Origin of the sequence: Flavobacterium sp. DG1-102-2, from assembly GCF_033042555.1 — a bacterium.
Taxonomy (GTDB): domain Bacteria; phylum Bacteroidota; class Bacteroidia; order Flavobacteriales; family Flavobacteriaceae; genus Flavobacterium.
In genome coordinates this window covers 1-19,627 of record NZ_JAWLIK010000013.1, presented here as the reverse complement: position 1 = coordinate 19,627, position 19,627 = coordinate 1, and the positions used below count along the sequence as shown (strand labels likewise).

At 40.6% G+C, this 19,627-nt stretch carries 18 protein-coding genes; 8 read left to right on the top strand and 10 right to left on the bottom strand.

Annotated elements, in window-relative coordinates; translation table 11 throughout:
- Positions 1–16: 16 nt before the first annotated feature.
- From R1T16_RS16040 to R1T16_RS16025, 4 genes are all read right to left on the bottom strand, one after another.
- Entirely contained in the window at positions 17–868 is an 852-nt protein-coding gene (locus R1T16_RS16040) for an aldose 1-epimerase family protein (protein ID WP_317502144.1), read from the bottom strand.
- Between the two features lie 11 nt (positions 869–879).
- On the bottom strand, positions 880–1,314 hold the full coding sequence (locus tag R1T16_RS16035; protein WP_317502143.1) for a hypothetical protein: 435 nt from the start codon (positions 1,312–1,314) through the stop codon (positions 880–882).
- Positions 1,315–1,389: 75 nt separating this feature from the next.
- Entirely contained in the window at positions 1,390–2,346 is a 957-nt protein-coding gene (locus R1T16_RS16030; protein ID WP_317502142.1) for an alpha/beta hydrolase, read from the bottom strand.
- On the bottom strand, positions 2,336–2,530 hold the full coding sequence (locus tag R1T16_RS16025; RefSeq protein ID WP_317502141.1) for a hypothetical protein: 195 nt from the start codon (positions 2,528–2,530) through the stop codon (positions 2,336–2,338). Before R1T16_RS16025 ends, R1T16_RS16030 begins: the two co-directional genes overlap by 11 nt.
- A 271-nt stretch (positions 2,531–2,801) precedes the next feature.
- Between R1T16_RS16025 and R1T16_RS16020 the strand changes: the two genes are divergently transcribed.
- Positions 2,802–3,044: a hypothetical protein gene (locus R1T16_RS16020; RefSeq protein WP_317502140.1), complete on the top strand. Its 243-nt coding sequence runs from the start codon at positions 2,802–2,804 to the stop codon at positions 3,042–3,044.
- 106 nt (positions 3,045–3,150) lie between these two features.
- Here the strand turns inward: R1T16_RS16020 and clpB are convergent, their stop codons facing one another.
- Positions 3,151–5,757, bottom strand: coding sequence for an ATP-dependent chaperone ClpB (clpB, locus tag R1T16_RS16015; RefSeq protein WP_317502139.1), 2,607 nt, complete (start codon positions 5,755–5,757; stop codon positions 3,151–3,153).
- A gap of 127 nt (positions 5,758–5,884) precedes the next feature.
- Between clpB and ytxJ (R1T16_RS16010) the strand changes: the two genes are divergently transcribed.
- Positions 5,885–6,283, top strand: a complete 399-nt coding sequence (gene ytxJ, locus R1T16_RS16010; RefSeq protein WP_317502138.1) for a bacillithiol system redox-active protein YtxJ — start codon at positions 5,885–5,887, stop codon at positions 6,281–6,283.
- A 2-nt stretch (positions 6,284–6,285) separates the two neighbouring features.
- A complete protein-coding gene (gene ytxJ / locus R1T16_RS16005; RefSeq protein WP_317502137.1) occupies positions 6,286–6,678 on the top strand; it encodes a bacillithiol system redox-active protein YtxJ in 393 nt (130 codons plus the stop codon).
- Here ytxJ (R1T16_RS16005) and R1T16_RS16000 read toward each other — a convergent pair.
- Positions 6,675–7,907: an MFS transporter gene (locus R1T16_RS16000; RefSeq protein WP_317502136.1), complete on the bottom strand. Its 1,233-nt coding sequence runs from the start codon at positions 7,905–7,907 to the stop codon at positions 6,675–6,677. The two genes, ytxJ (R1T16_RS16005) and R1T16_RS16000, sit on opposite strands and share 4 nt — an antisense overlap.
- A gap of 167 nt (positions 7,908–8,074) precedes the next feature.
- On the bottom strand, positions 8,075–9,361 hold the full coding sequence (fahA, locus tag R1T16_RS15995; RefSeq protein WP_317502135.1) for a fumarylacetoacetase: 1,287 nt from the start codon (positions 9,359–9,361) through the stop codon (positions 8,075–8,077).
- Between the two features lie 107 nt (positions 9,362–9,468).
- On the opposite strand from fahA, the gene glyA reads away from it, so the two are divergent.
- Together glyA and R1T16_RS15985 are read left to right on the top strand one after the other, a co-directional pair.
- Positions 9,469–10,743, top strand: a complete 1,275-nt coding sequence (glyA, locus tag R1T16_RS15990) for a serine hydroxymethyltransferase (protein ID WP_317502134.1) — start codon at positions 9,469–9,471, stop codon at positions 10,741–10,743.
- A gap of 126 nt (positions 10,744–10,869) precedes the next feature.
- Positions 10,870–11,313 carry a hypothetical protein gene (locus tag R1T16_RS15985; protein ID WP_317502133.1) on the top strand — a complete coding sequence of 148 codons (444 nt, stop codon included), beginning with the start codon at positions 10,870–10,872 and terminating at the stop codon, positions 11,311–11,313.
- Between the two features lie 146 nt (positions 11,314–11,459).
- Here R1T16_RS15985 and R1T16_RS15980 read toward each other — a convergent pair whose 3' ends face one another.
- The 3 genes from R1T16_RS15980 to R1T16_RS15970 all read right to left on the bottom strand — a co-directional run bounded on the left by R1T16_RS15980 (position 11,460) and on the right by R1T16_RS15970 (position 14,576).
- Positions 11,460–12,032, bottom strand: a complete 573-nt coding sequence (locus R1T16_RS15980) for a pentapeptide repeat-containing protein (protein ID WP_317502132.1) — start codon at positions 12,030–12,032, stop codon at positions 11,460–11,462.
- Between the two features lie 64 nt (positions 12,033–12,096).
- Entirely contained in the window at positions 12,097–13,464 is a 1,368-nt protein-coding gene (locus tag R1T16_RS15975) for an HTTM domain-containing protein (RefSeq protein ID WP_317502131.1), read from the bottom strand.
- Between the two features lie 2 nt (positions 13,465–13,466).
- Entirely contained in the window at positions 13,467–14,576 is a 1,110-nt protein-coding gene (locus R1T16_RS15970) for an imelysin family protein (protein WP_317502130.1), read from the bottom strand.
- A gap of 172 nt (positions 14,577–14,748) precedes the next feature.
- On the opposite strand from R1T16_RS15970, the gene R1T16_RS15965 reads away from it, so the two are divergent.
- The 3 genes from R1T16_RS15965 to R1T16_RS15955 all read left to right on the top strand — a co-directional run.
- Positions 14,749–15,930, top strand: a complete 1,182-nt coding sequence (locus R1T16_RS15965) for an imelysin family protein (RefSeq protein ID WP_317502129.1) — start codon at positions 14,749–14,751, stop codon at positions 15,928–15,930.
- 72 nt (positions 15,931–16,002) lie between these two features.
- Positions 16,003–17,403 carry a di-heme oxidoredictase family protein gene (locus tag R1T16_RS15960; protein WP_317502128.1) on the top strand — a complete coding sequence of 467 codons (1,401 nt, stop codon included), beginning with the start codon at positions 16,003–16,005 and terminating at the stop codon, positions 17,401–17,403.
- Between the two features lie 248 nt (positions 17,404–17,651).
- A partial coding sequence (locus tag R1T16_RS15955) for an L-type lectin-domain containing protein (RefSeq protein ID WP_317502127.1) occupies positions 17,652–19,627 on the top strand: 1,976 nt, incomplete at its 3' end.

Here is a 19,627-nt window from a genome sequence, read left to right as displayed (position 1 = left end):
CGTTATTAAAACAAATTTAACCTAATATTTCAATATAAAAACCTGCATTGTATTCTGTATGAGGTTCTAAATTAATTATTCCCTCTTTGTTAGATAGCACGCCACTTGCATTATTACTGTCTGAAAATCCCTGCCACGGCTCAATACATAAAAAAGGGGCGTTTTCTTTTGTCCAGATTCCCATGTGAGGAAAATCTTCAAACCTTACTTTTAAAAAAGCCTTCCCCTGATTTTTAATTTCTATATAGTCAGATTCAAGAGCCTTAAAGATAAGTGCATCATTAGTAAACAGGCTGTACTCTAAAGGTAGCTCAGCATTATCTGCTCTGATGGAAGTTTTTTTGTCAGACAGCAGGTCGTTTTCCAGCTGGGTTGCAGTGAGCATTTCTTCTTTTTCAAACTTAAGGCTATATTCTTTAAAATCTCCTGGTAGTGCAAAAGCAGGATGTGCACCCAACGAAAACGGCATTGTTTCCTTTCCAGTATTCCTAACTGTATAGCCAAGATGTAATGTAGAGTCCTTAAGCGTATATTTTAATTCAAGCTCAAAGTCAAACGGATATAGCTTTTTTGTTCCGGTATTAGATACAAGAGAAAAAGTTACGCTTTTACTGTCGTGTTCTTTAACGGCAAATTTGTTATCGCGCGCAAAGCCATGCCGTGTCATAGTATACGCAAAGCCATTATGTGTGTAAGTATTGTCTTTTAGTGTACCTACTATCGGAAAAAGAATAGGGGAGTGCTTGCCCCAAAAATCAGGGTTACCTTCCCACATATACTCCTTGTTTTCATCTTTTAGCGAAATTAATTCAGCGCCATGCGGATTAATATGGGCTGTAAGCTTATTGTTTGTAATGGTAATATTCAATGTAGTGTGGTTTAAAGTGCGATTGGTTTTTTCTCAGCAAGCTCTTTTATTTTCTGCGATGCCGTCTGCCCAAAGTTAATACTTGCATCGTAATATTTTGCACCGTCTGCTAAAATTGCAAAATCGCCAATCTCTATACCCAGCCACGTATGGCCTTCATCATCTACATTGAGTGTGTAGGTGTAGCCAATGTTCGTAATATTAAGGTCATCCCATGCGGGGACATATAGCGAATATCTTAATTTATGGTTGAGTTCAATTTCAATAACGCTGAGTTTAGAAGCGTCCGGCCATTGTATAATTGTTGCAGGGTGTATTTCATAATCCCCAAAATCTTCAGGAAGGTCGTCCCATTTCCTTATATATTCCGGTCGTATCAATACTTCCCAGACTCGTGTTACTGGTGCATCAATCCTGATGTTGTTTTTAACGATAAGAGATTTCATAGCTTTATTTTTTAGATTGGTATATTAAAGCTACGAAAACCATTATGCTGGCAATAATTGATTAACAGGGATTTATTATTTTTCGCTTAAAAATTCAAGTACTCGTTTGTCAACCTCTTCGGCGCGGTCTACGGTTAAAAAATGCCCTGCGGTCTCAATTACCGCACCGTGAGAATTGGGTATTTTTTCAGCAGCGATTTCAATGATGGTGATGGGACTCAGTATATCGTGATCGCCTACCAATACCAATACAGGAAGATCAAGGCTTTTTAGTTCATCGTCGCTAAAAGGAGTCATGGAAAACAAATCAAGCTTAGTTTTGGTGTATTTGTTCCCAAAATATATCTGGTCTTTTACAACAGGGTCAATTTTTTCGGGATATAATGAAAAGTCATGAACAAGTTTTTTAAGGCGGTTTCTTGTTGGTGCGATTTTAAAATTAGCAGCATTTATAAGGTCAGAATTCATGCTTATCATCTTAAAAGTTTGTACCGGTGCGAGCAATGCAAGTTTTTTAATTCTTTCTTTATGGTGTATAGCATATAGTGTAGCGATCCATCCTCCGCGTGAAGTGCCCAAAAGATTGATGTTAGTCAGTTTTAGGCCGTCAAATGTTTCGTTGTAAAGCTGAACTATTTCGTCACTGTTTAAGTTTCTGTTTTCCTTGAGAGACGATTTTCCTGCCTCCATGATGTAGTCAATAGCATACACACGGTAATTTTTGCTATAGTCTTTTACATTGAGGTACCACATGGTAGAGCTTGCATCCATACCGTGAAGCAGCACGAGTGGTTCGGCATTTACGGGGCCGCTTATTACAGCGTGCACAGTGCCAAAAGTAGTAGGGATATCCTGTTCTGTATAAGGCACCGGCCAAAGCCTAAGGCTTTTGTTGTAGGCATTTATATATTTCTGTTCGCCTTTCCTGGTTTTAAAAAGAGCATTTTTAGACGTGTCTTTTCCGGCCGCGCAACTTAATATGGTCAAAGCTGTCAGCAATATGAAACATCTTGAAATAAGGTTACGCTTCATCTTTGGTGGTCTTTATAAGTCCGATACCCGAGATGAAGAATATAAGGCCAAGTATGCCATATATAATAGTTGTTTTTATGTTTTGTTCCGCTGTAGTAGTATTAGCAAAAACGTAGGCAGCATAAATAAGGCTTCCAATGCCTAATACTGTAAGTATTGCTCCGAAGATTCTTTTTAAGTTCATAGTATAGGTGTTGTTAATATCACTACAAATTTGGAGTTTAATTATATAATATTTAAAATGTTTAGATAAACATTAACATTAAATGTAATGGATTGTTTTTGAATTGTAAATAGTTCAACGTTTTAAGGATGTGTGGGTATGTGTGTGGTTTTTTGACTACAAAATTCTTCTTAACCAAAAGTTATATAGTCATAAAGTTCTATGAGGTAATTGTTTAAATGTTGAAATTGCAATGAAATTTTAAAGGAGGTCTAAAATAACACCTTACAATATGAAGCCATTTTACTATTTAGTCCTTTTAATAGTCCTGTTTGTTACGGGATATTTGGTCTTAAACGACTTTAATTTTGATAACATAAGTTTTAGCAACTATCTTATCAATACACTGTTTATTCTGCTGCTGTCATGTGTGGCTATCGCTATAGGAGCTTATCTCGTTGCGATCAGGCGCAAACATCTTACTAAAGATGTAATGACAATACGACAGTATTACCAATATAAAAGCGCCCGTTAAACATACGGCTACGCTTTGTAGAACCCTGACTTGCGAGTTGGGGTTTGTTTTTGAAACAAAAATCCCGGCAAGAAATAAGCCGGGATTTTATGTTTTTATATACTTCTTATTTATTTAAAAGATCACTCTGGTTCCTGAAAACCAACTGTCCGTCAAAACTATCCAGTAAAATTATACTGTCGGTTGTCACTTTGCCCGAAAGTATCTGTTTAGATAGTTCGTTCATAACCTCTTTCTGGATGACACGTTTTACAGGGCGTGCGCCAAAGTCAGGGTCATAGCCTTTTTTAGAAAGGTAATCAATCGCTTCCGGTGTGGCGTCCAGCGTAATGTTTTGCTGTGCCAGCAGTTTCGTAACCGATTTTACCTGTAAGCCTACAATCTCTTTGATATTGTCTGAGCTTAGCGGCGTAAACATCACGATGTCGTCTATACGGTTTATGAATTCAGGGCGTACAGTTTGTTTCAGTAAGCCAAGCACCTCTGTTTTGGCAGCTTCAATAGCAGCGTCCACATTGCCTTTCAGGTTTTCAAATTTCTCCTGAATGATTGTACTTCCCATATTGGACGTCATAATGATGATCGTGTTCTTAAAGTCAGCTACACGGCCCTTATTGTCGGTAAGTCGGCCTTCATCCAGCACTTGTAACAATATATTAAAAGTGTCAGGGTGGGCTTTCTCTATTTCATCAAGCAGTACGACCGAATATGGTTTTCTTCTAACGGCTTCCGTAAGTTGCCCGCCTTCATCATAACCCACGTATCCCGGAGGCGCACCTACTAATCGGCTTACGCTGTGGCGTTCCTGATATTCGCTCATATCAATACGCGTCATAGCGTTTTCATCATCAAACAGGTATGAGGCAAGTGCTTTGGCAAGTTCTGTTTTACCTACACCCGTTGTACCTAAAAAAAGGAACGAACCAATAGGTTTCCTCTGATCCTGCAATCCGGCACGGCTTCTCCTTACGGCGTCGCTCACGGCCTCAATAGCTTCTTCTTGTCCTACCACGCGTTTGTGTAGTTCGGTTTCCAGGCTAAGCAGTTTTTCACGTTCGCCCTGCAGCATTTTGGTAACAGGAATGCCCGTCCATTTTGCTACAACTTCTGCAATATCTTCACGGGTTACTTCCTCTTTAATAAGGCTGTGCCCGTTTTGGTTTTCCGCAAGCTGCTGTTCCATCTGGTTTAGCTTTTCTTCACTGTCTTTTATCTTGCCGTAACGAAGTTCAGCTACTTTACCGTAGTTGCCTTCGCGCTCGGCGCGTTCAGCTTCAAGCTTATAATTTTCAATCTCGGTCTTGGCGGCCTGAATGTTGTCTACAACATCCTTCTCGCTTTTCCAGCGTGCGTAGATCTCGTTGCGTTCTTCTTTAACGTTGGCAAGGTCAAGGCCAAGGGATTTTAGCTTACTTTCATCGTTTTCACGTTTAATGGCTTCAATTTCAATTTCAAGCTGCATTATCCTTCTGTCAAGCACGTCAAGCTCTTCCGGTTTTGAGTTGATCTCCATACGCAGTTTAGAAGCTGCTTCGTCCATAAGGTCAATCGCCTTGTCAGGAAGGAAACGGTTGGTAATATAACGTTGCGATAACTCTACAGCGGCAATAATAGCCTCGTCTTTGATACGCACCTGGTGATGTGTCTCATATTTTTCTTTAATACCTCGAAGGATAGAGATGGCACTTTCGGTATCCGGTTCGTCTACCAGAACTTTTTGGAAACGGCGTTCCAGCGCTTTATCTTTTTCAAAGTATTTTTGGTATTCGTCAAGTGTTGTAGCGCCTATTGCCCGAAGTTCTCCACGGGCAAGGGCAGGTTTAAGGATATTTGCAGCATCCATGGCGCCATCGCCGCCACCGGCACCCACAAGGGTGTGTATCTCGTCAATGAAAAGTACAATATCGCCTTCGGCAGATGTAACTTCCTTAACAACCGATTTTAATCGCTCTTCAAATTCTCCTTTGTATTTTGCGCCTGCAATCAGAGCGCCCATATCAAGCGAGAATACAATCTTATTCTTCAGGTTTTCAGGAACGTCACCCTGAATGATTCGGTGTGCAAGCCCTTCTGCAATCGCAGTTTTACCCACCCCCGGCTCACCTACAAGCATAGGGTTGTTTTTGGTTCGTCGAGAAAGGATTTGCAATACACGGCGAATCTCTTCATCCCGGCCAATAACCGGGTCAAGCTTGCCATCATTAGCCAGCTGATTTAAGTTTTTGGCGTATTTATTAAGCGAATTATAAGTTTCTTCGGCACTGGCTGAGGTTACTCTTTCGCCTTTGCGAAGTTCATCTATCGCTGCCGCCAAGCCCTTTTCGGTAACACCCTGATCTTTTAATATCTGGGCTACCTTACTTTTTGATGCAAAGATGGCTAAAAGCAAATGCTCAATAGAAACGAACTCATCGTTCATTTTGCGGGCAATGTTGCTGGCTTCAGTAAGTGCTGTAGAGGCATCTCTAGAAATGCTCATCTCGCCACCGGATACTTTTGGGAAGCTTTGCAGTGTGCTGTCCAGTATTTGCTGGAATAATGGCAGGTTAACATTAAACTTTTTAAGAAGGAAAGGCGTTACATTTTCGTCTACCTCTAAAATTGCTTTAACTATATGTTCGTTTTCAATTTGCTGGTGTCCATAACTTTGGGCAATTTGCTGTGCCCTTTGTATGGCTTCCTGAGATTTTATAGTAAAATTGGCAAAGTTCATATCTTAATTTTTTTAAATTTGATAAGAGTATTTCAATTTATATTCCAATATGAAAAATCTGACGAATTGTCTGATTTTGATCTGATTGTTTAAATTTTAGCAGACAAAATGTCTTAAAAATGTCATTATGAGTATATTAGGTAAATTATTTGGCGATTCTGATAGTAAAGATAATTCATCTTCAAATATGGATTGGAACGATTTAACAGAACTAAAACAGTTAGACGAGATCACAGAAGAATCAAGAGAAGTGCCTGTGGTAATCTTTAAGCACAGTACACGATGCAGCATCAGCCGTATGGCACTCAAAAATTTTGAAAGGGAGTATAATATAGAAAAAGGAAGTGCTAAGCCTTATTTTCTTGATCTTTTAGAACACAGGGATATATCCAATGCCATAGCTTCACGTTTTGGCGTAATGCACCAGTCGCCGCAGCTTATACTTATTAAACAGGGAACGGCTGTTTACGACACATCACACAGTGATATAGATGCTGAAACCCTAAAGAATAAATTAGCGTCTTAGCGATGGGGATCATTGCAAAATTTCCCGGCAATTATTATATCGATTATCCATCGCCTCCCACAATAGAGTGGAATGAACTAACTGAAATTAGCCAGTTGGATAAGCTTATTGAAGAATCTGCGACTACACCTGTGGTAATTTTTAAGCACAGCACGCGCTGCGACCTTAGTGCGGCAATGCTTATGCGTTTTGAAAGAACGTATGAATACGGAGAAAACGTGCTAAAGCCAGTCTTTTTAGATCTAAGGCATTACAGGGAAGTGTCAGACGAGATTGCTACACGATTTGGGGTAATCCATCAGTCGCCGCAACTACTGCTTATAAAAGATAAAAAAGTGGTTTACAGTGCTAATCACGACGACATCTTTGCAGCAGGCCTGGCCAATAAAATTTAAGCCTGGCTTACCTTTTTACCCGTTTCCTTAATTATAAATGTAGTTATTATCGCTATTGCTATGCAGCCCACCCAAAACATTCCTGCTGAACGAAAGTGCCCTTCATTATCTGAAACGTTATAAAGGGTACTGCCAAAGAAATGGGCAAACACAGGGCCTAATAACGAAGTGACCCCAAAGGTGAGAAAGTTTATAATTCCTGTAGCTGTACCTTTCACGTTATCGGGGTTTGATTCTTTTATGATGGAATACGGAATCATCGCTGCTCCAGATGCTATGCCTAAAAGCAATGTGCTTGCATAGGGCGATATTAGGCCGGGTAAATACAATAGCTGTAAAAAACTAAATATCATAACTATTCCGCCGCCTATTATTACAGGCCTCCTGTAATACGTCTTATCGGCAATCCAGCCTAATAAAGGGCAACCGATAGCCCAGCCTAACGGCACAAGCGCGCAGGCAAGCGTAGCAGTACTGTAATCAAGATGCCTGTCTTCCTGAAAAAACGCAATGCCCCAGGTCATGGCAAAAATGGTTGTTGGGGCAAACAATAAACCTGATATTATCCCCGACATATAACTCTGCGGATTAGAGAATACGATTTTGTAGGGAGTAAGTAGTTTTTGCTTCGGCAAAGCTGCCTCTGCAGTTTTATTTTCAACAGGGATAAAATAGAGTATGAGCAGGCTTATGATGAACGACATTACACCCAGCGTGATCCAGAATGCCGTAATGCTCATTACATTATTTATAACAGGGGCGGCGATAAATTGTCCGGCAGACCCGCCTAACATACCAAGGCATTGGGTAACGCCAATAGCTGTTGCCAGCTTATTGGGTGCAAATGCACGGGCAGCAAGATAGACACAGGCAGGGAAAGCCATGGCTGAACCCATTCCCTGCAACAACCTCCCAATGTAAGCAGGTGTGTAGTCAGAGATTATAAATAGAATACATCCTAAACCTAATAGTACGCTTCCCGTTAATAACGGATATTTTGCGCCCAGTTTATCGAAAGAAAGTCCGGCGGCAAGGCTTGTTACAGAGTAGGTGATATAGTAAGCACCGATTATAGTGCTGACATCATTTACAGATGCCGAAAATAATTTAGAAAGCTCAGGAATCATTATGCTTGGCGTAGAGCGAACGGCATATTCCAGAAAGTAGAAGATCAGACCAAGCACCCATGCAATTATAAATGGATTCCATTGTCTTTTAAGTGAATTCATTGCAAATTTATTATGTACGTATTATAAAGTTACAATGTAATTTCGGATTTAATGCTTCAAAATAAAACAATAAGAAAATTGTTGCATTTTTAGCAATAAAATGGGATTTAAATTTTTCTTTTAAAATAAAAAGTCAAAAAAAACGCCCCTATTGGGGCGCTTATATTTTATTTCTTAGTGAAAGGAGGAAGCAGCTTGCTGCAAACCTCTCCAAATCCTATTCGTACATTATCATTCTGGCAATAGCCCCTCATAATAACCGTATCGTTATCGTTAATGAATTTGCGTTCGCTGCCGTCATTCATTTTGATAGGGTTTTTTCCGCCCCAGCTTAACTCAAGCATAGAACCGAAACTATCCGGTGTAGGACCAGAGATTGTTCCGCTGCCCATAAGGTCACCGCTGTTTACACGGCACCCATTTACGGTATGGTGTGCCAGCTGCTGCGCCATGCTCCAATACATATATTTAAAGTTGGAGTTGGAAACCACGGTTTCTACTTCGCCTTCCGGCTCAATAGCAACCTGAAGTTTGATATCAAACGCGTGAGCGCCTTCCTGTCTTAGGTACTCTAAAGGCTGAGGTTCGTTTTGCGATGGGCCTTTGGTACGGAATGGTTCAAGGGCATCAAGTGTAACGATCCACGGAGAGACTGACGATGCAAAGTTCTTGGCAAGGAATGGCCCTAGGGGTACGTATTCCCACTTCTGGATATCGCGTGCGCTCCAGTCATTGAAAAGCACCATACCAAAAATATGTTCTTCGGCCTCTTCAACAGGGATAGACTCGCCCATAATGTTGGCATCGGTAGTAATAAAAGCCATTTCAAGCTCAAAATCTACCAGCTTAGACGGGCCAAATACCGGCTGTGTTTCGCCATTAGGCAATGTCTGCCCGTTTGGTCGGTGTACAGGAATTCCGGAAGGAACTATTGTAGACGATCTTCCGTGGTAACCTACAGGCAGGTGCAGCCAGTTAGGCAGCAGTGCATTTTCAGGGTCACGAAACATCACACCTACATTTGTAGCATGCTCGCGGCTTGAATAAAAATCGGTATAATCACCTATAAGTACAGGAAGCTGCATTTCTACATCCTCTATATTAAAGATAACTACTGCCTTATGGTCTTCATTATTTTGAAGCGTAGTGTTGTTTACATCAAAAAGCTCGGCGATACGGTTACGTACCAGCCTCCATGTTTTCTTTCCGTCAGAAATAAAGTCATTCAGGGTGTCCTGCATGAACATATCATCAGTAAGTTCTATGCCTTCAAAGTAATTTAACTGCTGAAGTGCACCAAGATCTATGGCATGATCGCCAATTCTTGTTCCGATGGTTACCACATCGTCTTTTGTGATAAAAACCCCAAAAGGTATGTTTTGTATAGGGAAATCACTGTCTTTATTTACGTTAAGCCAGGATTTTCTTGAAGGATCGTTTGCTGTTAACGGCATATTTCGTTATGTTTTTTTGTTTTATTGAATAGTCAAATATAGTTTGGTCATTCGTTTTACCAAACGTTTTTTGTACTTTTGACGGCAAATTAACGAAAAATTATACAATGCAACGCGACGAACAAATTTTCGACCTTATTCTTGAGGAACAAGACAGGCAAATTCACGGTTTGGAACTTATTGCATCAGAAAACTTTGTAAGCGACCAGGTAATGGAAGCTGCAGGTTCTGTGCTTACTAATAAATATGCCGAGGGCTATCCTGGCAGAAGGTATTACGGAGGCTGCGAAGTGGTAGATGTAATAGAGCAGATTGCCATAGACAGGGCGAAAGCACTTTTTGGTGCCGAATATGCTAATGTACAGCCACACTCAGGTTCTCAGGCTAACGTTTCTGTTTTCCATGCTTTCCTTAAGCCGGGCGACAAAATTTTAGGTTTCGATCTTTCTCACGGCGGCCACCTTACACACGGTTCTCCTGTAAACTTTTCAGGAAGGCTTTATGTACCGGTATTTTACGGTGTAGAAAAAGAAACAGGTCGTTTGGATTACGATAAAATACAGGAGATAGCGACAAAGGAGCAGCCAAAACTTATCATAGCAGGTGCTTCGGCATACTCTCGTGATATGGATTTTGAGCGTTTCAGAAAAATTGCTGACAGCGTAGGTGCTTTCCTTTTTGCTGATATCTCTCACCCTGCAGGCTTGATCGCTAAAGGGCTTATGAACGACCCAATTCCTCACTGCCACGTTGTTACTACAACTACGCACAAAACCCTTCGCGGGCCAAGAGGCGGACTTATCCTTATGGGTAAAGATTTTGAGAACCCATTTGGCCTTAAAACACCTAAAGGAGAAACAAGAATGATGTCTTCGCTTCTTGATGGCGCTGTATTCCCGGGTAACCAGGGTGGGCCGTTAGAGCACATCATCGCTGCTAAAGCGGTTGCTTTTGGAGAGGCTTTATCTGATGAGTTCTTTACGTATGCTATGCAAATACGCAGCAATGCACAGGCTATGGCTGCTGCATTTGTTAAACGTGGATACGATATTATTTCAGGAGGTACAGATAACCACATGATGCTTATTGACCTTAGAAATAAAAACATTTCTGGTAAAGAAGCTGAAAATGCACTTGTAAAAGCTGAGATCACTGTAAACAAGAACATGGTTCCCTTTGATGACAAGTCACCTTTTGTAACGTCAGGTATCCGTGTGGGTACTGCTGCAATCACTACACGTGGCCTTGTTGAAGCAGACATGGAAACTATTGTTGACATGATTGACCGTGTTGTGATGAACCATACTGATGAAGAGGTTCTTGAACAGGTTGCCGATGAGGTTAACGCTATGATGAGCGAAAGACCGATATTCGTATTCTAATCAGGTTTTCCGATTATATATAAAATCCTTTTCGCTTTTGCGGAAGGGATTTTTTATTTTGTTAAAGTGCTTTCAATAAAAAAGTGGTTTTTCTAATTTTAAGATCCAACTTAAAACCAAATAGTTATGAAAATCATTTATGCTTGGGTACTTTTTATGACAGGGATAGTATGTATTGCCCAAACCTTTGGAGCAACAGCATTAGATGTTAAGGGAACTTATGATTCGGCTAAGCCGGTAACAAGGCAATGGTTAAGGCAGGGGACAAGCGGTAATGTTACAATGGTATTTCCGCAGACTCCTAATGGTATTAACGAAGCTACAACATTGGTTCAGGGAATGCTTACCGAAAATGGATTGACTTTTGATAATCCTGATATCTACAGAAACATAGATGGTAAAGACCTTTCTAATAATAACAATAACAGGAATCCCGATACAATGAACGCATCTATTCAAAAAGGTAACTCAAAAGTAAACCTGATGTGGAATGCAAACGATGGTTCAATGCTTCATCTGCTGTTAAGTAAAAATGCTTATGAGGTAACAGTTATGAATGCTTATAAATAATAATGTAGAGGGAAGGAAGTGTATAAAATAAAAAAGACCCGTGGGTGGAAGCCCCTGGGTCTTTAAACTACTAACCGTTGTAACATGGTTAATAGTGAGCTGCAAATGTACGCTGGATATTTTTTAAAGCCTAATAAATGGGCTTTTTATTTTACTATAATTTCATATTTGTCCAACAATCCTTTTAGCCCTGCCTGGGAAAACATCGCTTTTTTAAGCTTATTTCGTTCAGGGTCAATAGAAAAGTTGTAGCTTGTGGTAAAGTCGGCTTTATCGGCAATTGCATCAATAAATACTGCTTTATGCAGGTTGCAGTTGTCAAAAATAACTCCGGTAAGGTCGGTTTTCATAAAATCTACTGCGATAAGGCTGCAATTGCTGAATACCGTTCCGTTAATTTTAAGCGTATAAAACTTAGCATAGTCAAGCATGCAGTCCTTAAACTCTATTTCAAACAGCAGGGGATCTACCATAGCAAAATTAACCCCGTTAAAATCGCAGTCATTAAAAACAGCGCCTCTAAAAGCGACGTAATTTATTTTTGCCTCATAAAAATTGCAGGTAGTAAAAACGCAGTCTATAAAGGCAACGCCGGTATAATCGCATCCTGAAAAATCACAATCGGTAAATGTGCAGCGTTCAAAATCCTTATACATGATTTCCTCTGTGTCGAAAGTTACTCCCGTAAAATCTTTTTCTATGATATAGTTGTCAGTCATGCTTTAGTTTTAACAGTGCAAATATCGTATAAACTAAGCAGAAAACAGGGGTAAAAGTAAAATGCTAAAATCCCCGGATGCTTTCGTTAAATGGCAGTATCCACTTTTTGTGAGCAAAAGATTCTTTTTCATCCGCCAGGTTTACTGCAGGGTCTATGTAAGGCTGGCTTAGCCGTCCGTTAAGGGCAACGTAGCACTGCACTCTTACTTCGGGATGGGCAAAACCTTTAGCTCTATAATGGTCGCGGAGAAAATGAGCATATTCCAGGATAAAGTCGGGTTGAAAAGACATCTGTTTTTCCTGAAACCGCGTTAGAAATTTCTCATTATCGACTAATAGCGATTTACCTGACTTAGCATCAGATACCACAAATTGAGCATAGCCTGCTTTTTCCATAAGCATTACACGCCATGAGAAGCGGAAGCCCTCTTCTGTCCAAAACAATTCTTCCGGATAACATAAATAACGAAATGGAAAAACCAGCTGCACCAGCATAAAAATCGTAACCAATAGGATACAGCCCTTATAAAGGTTTTTATTTTTTGGTTTATAAAAGGTATCACCTTCTGATTTAGATAGCGGAATGCGAAGTGCATCCGCTAGCATTGAAAGACATTTTTTATGAAAGCCTGAACTAAAGAATATCAGCGATGATATTATCATTATGTACGGGAACATCCCAATAGGGAAGAGTAAAGATGTAAGCAGGTGGAATGCCACTACAAAGGCAAATCCTAATAATCGTGTTCTTTTGTATATCAGTAAAAAAACAATGCCCAAGTCGTATAAGGTTCCAAACCAGCTAAAGAAATAATGTACCCAGCTTTTAAGCATTAGAGAGCCCACAATTGGCAGCCCGGCATGGCCTGTAAGCCATATTTTTAAAGGCATTGCATTAACAAGCCAGTCGGAATTAAGCTTTGCGAGTCCGGCATATAAATAAACTATTGCCAGTGTCAGTTTTAAGATATCAACAGTCCACCGCGGAATTTTTGTAAATCGTTTTTCGGGATTTTTAAAGCTGTCGACAGAAAAATAAGCACCCGCAGGAATGAAAATTAAAATGAAGGCAATAATGGAGGTAAAGTAGTAATGGTTAAGATAGGTTGTCTTATCCATCAGCTCTATGTATGTAAATGTCAGGAAAAAGGTTAGGGCAGAAGTCCTGTATCTGTAGCCTGCTATTATGCCTGTAGCAGAAAGCGCAGAAAGTATAAATATACCGTAAGTATACATTCCTATGGGTTTAACCCAGCTAAAGCCGTAATAGGTAAAATGAAAAGACGGCTGGATATAAAACTTGTCTATCCAGCCGTTAAGTGCAAATCGTATGAGGCCAAGCAGCATCATGAAGCCAAAGGCTATGCGGTAAAATGCCAGTGATGCTGAATCGGTATATGAATTTAAGTATGCTTTGATCTTATCATGCATGATTAATCGCCGTCGCCGTCAACGTAGTCTATCGTCATATTTAGTGCCTGCATCATGTCAACTTTTATGTAAACAACATTTTGCTGAAGTGCACTGTAAGCAGCGAGCATTTTAGCATTATCGTTTACTATCTGCTGTGAGAAACTGTCGCTGAGTGTATTGTTTGCAGCGAAAACCAAATTAAACTGACTGTTTATAATATCGCTTAAATTTTGGTTATTCCTAACGGCCTTAACATCATCGAGTGCACTTTTAAGGCTGGCACCTGTTGAAGTTCCGTTAAAAGCTTTGCCATTAAAGAAATCAACTTCGGCTTGCATGCCAGCATTTAATAACACTTTAGACACATCATTTTTATAATAGGCTTCGACCTTGTCAGGAAAGGTAGTGCCATTTGAGAACAGACCTGCCGGAATGCCCATTTTTGCAGTACGCACATCTTTCTCAAGATTTTTAATAAAGTTGTTGGTCGTCTTGTTTACAGAGCTGGTTACAGATGTTCCATTATTCTGTATGTATTGTGAGCGGAAGTTTGTTTTCCAGTCCGCCGTAACTGTTTCGGCAATAGTTTTCAATTGGTTTACAACCGTCGTAAGGTAAGCTGACGCATTTGCATTTGCGAAGAATGAGATTGTCTCGCTATCCGTGCCCTGGCCATTGATAAGGTAATCTACGGCAGGAAAACCCTGTTTGGTAAACTGCGCCTGAAGGTTCAGATTGTATGTTCCTGATGCAATATTAGCCTGTATTCCGGTAACATCTGTAGGATAGGTGTTGGCACTTTGTTTAAGGTAAAGCTCTGCAGCTTTGCCAAAATCGTACATTGCTATATACTGGTAAGCGGTATAGGCATTCTGCCATTCTGTCCTTAAAGAAGCAAGTGTTGAAGCATCTGGAGAAGCTGTAAAGGCAGCGGTACGCTGTGAAAGCGTATTTACCTTCGATGAATAATTTTCATAAGCAGGAATTATTATATTGTCTGCCCAGTTGGTAAGCATGGCAGTACGGTCGTATCCTTTTGTGTTATTGTTATTGGTCTCGCTATTATCGCTTGAAGAACAGGCTAATAATAGTGTTGAAACAAAACAAACTGAAAACAGTAATTTTTTCATATTCCGATAATTTGATGCAAAAGTATAAAAGTGAGATTACTTATATTGAATTATTCTAAATAATTTATAATTTCAATTTTAAGAAAAAATTATTTCTGACTTTGTTGGCAGTGTGCCAAAAGTTTCTACATTTGCCTTGTTTTTAATCAATCTAAATAAAGAATTTTAAACAATGAAAAAACTTACCATTAGCCTTTTATCACTTGCCGGAGCCGGCCTTATAATTGCTTCATGCAGCGATGACGATAACAACGACACGTCAAGAACAGTTACTAAATCAGAGGTTGTAGCTAACTACGCCAAAATCGTTTACCAAAACTATAAAGATGCTTATGATGATGCAGTAGAGCTTGAAACTGCTATCAATGCATTTACGGCAAACCCAACTTCGGCTGGTTTTGACACTGCAAAAACAAAATGGAAAGAAGCGAGGGAAAGCTACGGAACTACAGAAGCCTTCCGTTTTGCTAATGGTCCAATTGATGACGAAGACGGACCGGAAGGACTTATTAACGCATGGCCGCTTGACGAAAACTATATTGACTATGTTGATGATAACGGAACGATAGTTAACGGAGGTATTATAAATAGCACAGCGACCGTAGAGATTACAAAAGAGTTTCTTTCTGCCCTTAACGAAGACGGTGGTGAGAAAAATATCAGCACAGGTTACCATGCTATTGAATTTTTACTTTGGGGACAGGATCTTACAGCTCCTGCAGAAAAGAAAGCAGGACTTAGGGCTTATACTGATTACCTTGATGGAAGTGCTGCAATTAATCAGGCAAAAAGGCGCCAGTATCTTAATGTAGTTGCAGATCTTCTTACAGATAATCTTGATTACCTTGTTAAACAATGGGAAGAGGGAGGAGAGTACAGGACTGTGTTCCTTGCTTTACCGGTTGACACTGCGCTACAAAATATCTATTTAGGTATAGCTACATTGGCATCTGCTGAACTCGCAGTTGAGCGTATGGATGTTGCTCTTGCTAACATGGATCAGGAAGATGAGCACAGCTGCTTTAGCGACAACACGCACAGAGACATTTACTTAAACTTTAAAGGCATAGAAAATGTTTACGAAGGCGAATATGGCAATATCGATGGGCCATCTCTGGAGGATCTTGTAAGACAGGCTAACAATCAGGTTGCTACAGATACCGATAAAGCATTTGATGAAACTGAAGACGATATCGAGGCTATAGCGATTCCTTTTGACTTTGCAATCTCTCAGGGAGCTACATCTACAGAAGGTGCAAAAGTTAAAAAAGCGGTACTTGCACTTCAGGAAAAATTAGGAGCTAACTTGCTTGCAGGAGCAAGTGCATTAGGCATATCGGTTACCATAGAGTAATTTACAATATATTTGCAAGAAATAATAAAGGTGCCCTCTACATGACGGGCACTTTTTCTGTTATAGAATACAATGAAAAAATATGTTTATGCACTCGTAGCAACTTCTCTTTTTATTGCAGGCTGCAGTAAGGATGATAGCAGCGATTATGTGCCATTGGGTGCCGAGGCAGGAGAAGAATTTTCGGGCGGAGTAGCAACAGTCAGTAATGCTACAGAAGAAGCCTTTGGTTTCGCTTATAATGGGCTAAGCGCTTCAGAATCTACTGATTTTGGAGTGGGGAATTCATTTTTCAGGCAGAGCTGGGTATCGGCGCCATCTTCAACTACAGCCCGCGACGGATTAGGGCCTTTTTACAACGCCGTTGCCTGCGCAAGCTGCCATTTTAAGGACGGAAGGGGGCGCCCGCCTTTATATGATGGAGAATTAGGACGAGGACTGTTGCTTAGATTGAGCATACCCGGCATGGATCCGCACGGAGGGCCTTTGGCAGATCCAACATATGGAGGGCAATTACAGGATAATGCTATCTTAGGCCCAATAATAAAAGGCCAGATAGGAATAACATATAAAACCATTACCGAAACTTTTGATGATGGCACTTCTGTTGAACTTAAAAAACCAATTTATACCATAAATAATTTGGGTTATGGGTCATTGGCTTCCGGCCCGATGATCTCGCCGCGTGTTGGAAACCAGATTATAGGTCTTGGTCTGCTTGAGGCAGTTCCGGATGCTGCAATTCTTGGCTTCGCCGATGAATTTGACAACGATGGAGATGGCATCTCAGGACGGCCCAACTATGTTTATGATATAGAAAGCAACTCGCAGAAACTGGGACGTTTTGGCTGGAAGGCTAATCAGCCTAATGTTAAGCAGCAGGTTGCGGCCGCATTTTCTAACGATATGGGAATTACATCTTATATGTTCCCTAATGAGAACTGCCCACCGGGCGTAGATTGTGGAAGCATTCCAAACGGTGGAACTCCCGAAATTGCAGATCTTGCTTTTGACAGGGTGGTGCTTTATTCCAGGGTTTTAGCAGTACCTATACGACGCAATCATAACGATCAGGATGTGCTTAACGGAAAAAAACTTTTTAACGATATGCAGTGCGTGGCCTGCCATAAACCTAAAATGCAGACTGGAGACAGCTACTTTATCTCCGGTTATCAAAATCAGACAATACGTCCTTATACCGATTTACTCCTTCATGATATGGGTGAAAATCTTGCAGATAACGCGACAGATTTTCTGGCTTCAGGATCAGAGTGGCGCACGCCTCCTTTATGGGGAATAGGATTAGTGCAGACAGTAAATAAGCATACTAACTTTTTACACGATGGCAGGGCGCGTAATCTTATGGAAGCCATCTTGTGGCATGGCGGGGAAGCACAGGCTGCTAAAGAAAAGTTCAAAAAGCTTTCTGCAAAAGAACGCGAAGATGTGATCAGGTTTCTTAATTCTTTATAAGCAACACTTATAGTCTTTTTTAAAATATTTCGTAGCGGAGTGGGGAAAAACCTGTCTACTCCTGTTATACGTTTTTAGAATTTGAAATAGTACTGATTTCGGGATAGTAAAACGTTTTTATAATATTTTTTTAACTTTTTTTGTGAAGTTAAATTTTCGATGATTTAAATGTTAAGAAAAAGGGTTAGATTTGACGTGTTTATACAATTTATAATAAATAATTATTATTTAAAGCTAATATATCTGCAATGAAAAAGATTTTTTACAAAATCAATCTTGAACCTCAAAAGCTGCTTTGGCTGGTTTGCCTGTTGGCTCCTTTTACCGGTATTTCCCAGCTTACACCTACATACATAGGTAGCGCGGCTTCTACAGGGGGAAACTGTTATACCATTACTAATAACGCTGGTAATAATTCAGGAGCTGCATGGTATAGCAACCCTATAGATTTGTCTCAGGACTTTGATATCGTTTTCAATGCTTTCTTTGGAGCAAATGCAGGCGGCGCTGATGGTATGGCATTTGTTTTAAAGTCTACCTCTAATGCCGTAATCGGAAATACAGGTGGCGGACTTGGTTATGAAAACTTAACAGGCCAGACATTAGCCGTTGAATTTGATACTTATACTAACAGCAATTATGGTGATCCCGCTTATGACCATATTGGTTTAGAAAGCAGCGGTTTAGTTAATCACAATCTTGTTGCGCCTGTTCAGGCTTCGGCTACATCTGGCAACATAAAAGATAATCAGCAGCACGAAGTAAAAATAACCTGGAGGGCGAGCACTCACATATTGAAAGTATATTTTGATTGTGTTGAGCGTATTAGCTATAATAATCAGATTATTATTTCCATTTTTGGAGGTTCTCCTACGGTATATTTTGGTTTTACCGGATCAACAGGTGCGCTGTCAAATCAGCAGTCTGTTTGTTTTAAATATATCTCGTTTGTAGCCGGAGGATTTCAGGATCAGGTAGTTTGCGAAGGTGGCAGCATCAGCGATATAGATGGTACTTACCAGGGAGCGGCGAGTTATTTATGGACACCTGCAACAGGTGTAAGTAATCCCGCTATAGCTAACCCGGTTTTCACGCCAACTGCTACTACAACATATACGCTTACAGTGACAGATAACTGCGGGCAATCATTCCAACGTTCATTTACGGCTACTTTGGCTGAAGTTAATGTTGCAGATCCTGTAGATTTATCTATTTGTGGTGATCCTGCTCAAAATGGTTTTTTTGATCTTCATCAAAATGATGATGTCATGAAGGCACCGCTTGCAAATCCATTTGAATACGATATCGAATATTATCATAGCCAGCAGGAAATAGATGAAGGGTATCCTATGATCTATTATGATCCTGCTATAGGTTATGAAGGTTCTGACGGTGAGGTGATTTATGCTAAGGCCGTTGGTTATTCAACCCCTTGTTTTATAGTAAGGCCGTTTACGCTTCATATTAACGAGTGTAGCGTAAATTTAGAGCCTTATGCAGTTCATGTATGTGAGCCTGCGCCTTATGACGGCATTGAAACTTTTGACCTTACATCGTATACAGATGAGATGACAGTTACAGATCCTGTACCTGCCAGTTATGTATATTCATTCTATCACACACAGGCAGACGCTGAAGCTCCTTCAAACCCAATTGCAAGCCCTGAAACCTACACAGGTACCGATGAGGTTGTTTGGGTAAGGGCTGAAGATGCAGCGAATGCGGATCCCGACGCTTACGGTGTCGCACCGCTAACGTTAACTATAGATTCACAGCCGGTTGTGGGAACTTATTCTGATATTTCTTCATGTGGCTCATATACACTTCCGGCTGTAACAACAGGAAATTATTATACTGGGTTAAACGGTAGCGGTACTATGCTTCCTGCAGGTAGTGTACTAGATACAGATCAAACCGTTTACGTTTACGCGCAATCCGGTACGGCGCCAAACACGTGTACTGACGAGACAAGCTTTGAGGTAACTATTTACCCTGCTCCTGAAGTAGCGGAGGTAGCCGACCTGCAGGCATGTGACACCTATGTGCTTCCGGCACTTACAGTAGGGAACTACTATACGGCACCGGGCGGAACAGGTACGCAGCTGGCAGCAGGCACACCGATAACAACAACACAGACACTTTATATCTATGCCGTAACGGGCGATGCTACAAATGTGTGCAGTGATGAGTCAGACTTTGTGGTGACCATCAACAGCGCCCCTGT

Coding starts and splice junctions, on each gene's coding strand:
- R1T16_RS16035 (WP_317502143.1), bottom strand. CDS start 1,314: ATGAAATCTCTTATCGTTAAAAACAACATCAGGATTGATGCACCAGTA.
- R1T16_RS16030 (WP_317502142.1), bottom strand. CDS start 2,346: ATGAAGCGTAACCTTATTTCAAGATGTTTCATATTGCTGACAGCTTTG.
- R1T16_RS16025 (WP_317502141.1), bottom strand. CDS start 2,530: ATGAACTTAAAAAGAATCTTCGGAGCAATACTTACAGTATTAGGCATT.
- R1T16_RS16020 (WP_317502140.1), top strand. CDS start 2,802: ATGAAGCCATTTTACTATTTAGTCCTTTTAATAGTCCTGTTTGTTACG.
- clpB (WP_317502139.1), bottom strand. CDS start 5,757: ATGAACTTTGCCAATTTTACTATAAAATCTCAGGAAGCCATACAAAGG.
- ytxJ (WP_317502138.1), top strand. CDS start 5,885: ATGAGTATATTAGGTAAATTATTTGGCGATTCTGATAGTAAAGATAAT.
- ytxJ (WP_317502137.1), top strand. CDS start 6,286: ATGGGGATCATTGCAAAATTTCCCGGCAATTATTATATCGATTATCCA.
- R1T16_RS16000 (WP_317502136.1), bottom strand. CDS start 7,907: ATGAATTCACTTAAAAGACAATGGAATCCATTTATAATTGCATGGGTG.
- fahA (WP_317502135.1), bottom strand. CDS start 9,361: ATGCCGTTAACAGCAAACGATCCTTCAAGAAAATCCTGGCTTAACGTA.
- glyA (WP_317502134.1), top strand. CDS start 9,469: ATGCAACGCGACGAACAAATTTTCGACCTTATTCTTGAGGAACAAGAC.
- R1T16_RS15985 (WP_317502133.1), top strand. CDS start 10,870: ATGAAAATCATTTATGCTTGGGTACTTTTTATGACAGGGATAGTATGT.
- R1T16_RS15980 (WP_317502132.1), bottom strand. CDS start 12,032: ATGACTGACAACTATATCATAGAAAAAGATTTTACGGGAGTAACTTTC.
- R1T16_RS15975 (WP_317502131.1), bottom strand. CDS start 13,464: ATGCATGATAAGATCAAAGCATACTTAAATTCATATACCGATTCAGCA.
- R1T16_RS15970 (WP_317502130.1), bottom strand. CDS start 14,576: ATGAAAAAATTACTGTTTTCAGTTTGTTTTGTTTCAACACTATTATTA.
- R1T16_RS15965 (WP_317502129.1), top strand. CDS start 14,749: ATGAAAAAACTTACCATTAGCCTTTTATCACTTGCCGGAGCCGGCCTT.
- R1T16_RS15960 (WP_317502128.1), top strand. CDS start 16,003: ATGAAAAAATATGTTTATGCACTCGTAGCAACTTCTCTTTTTATTGCA.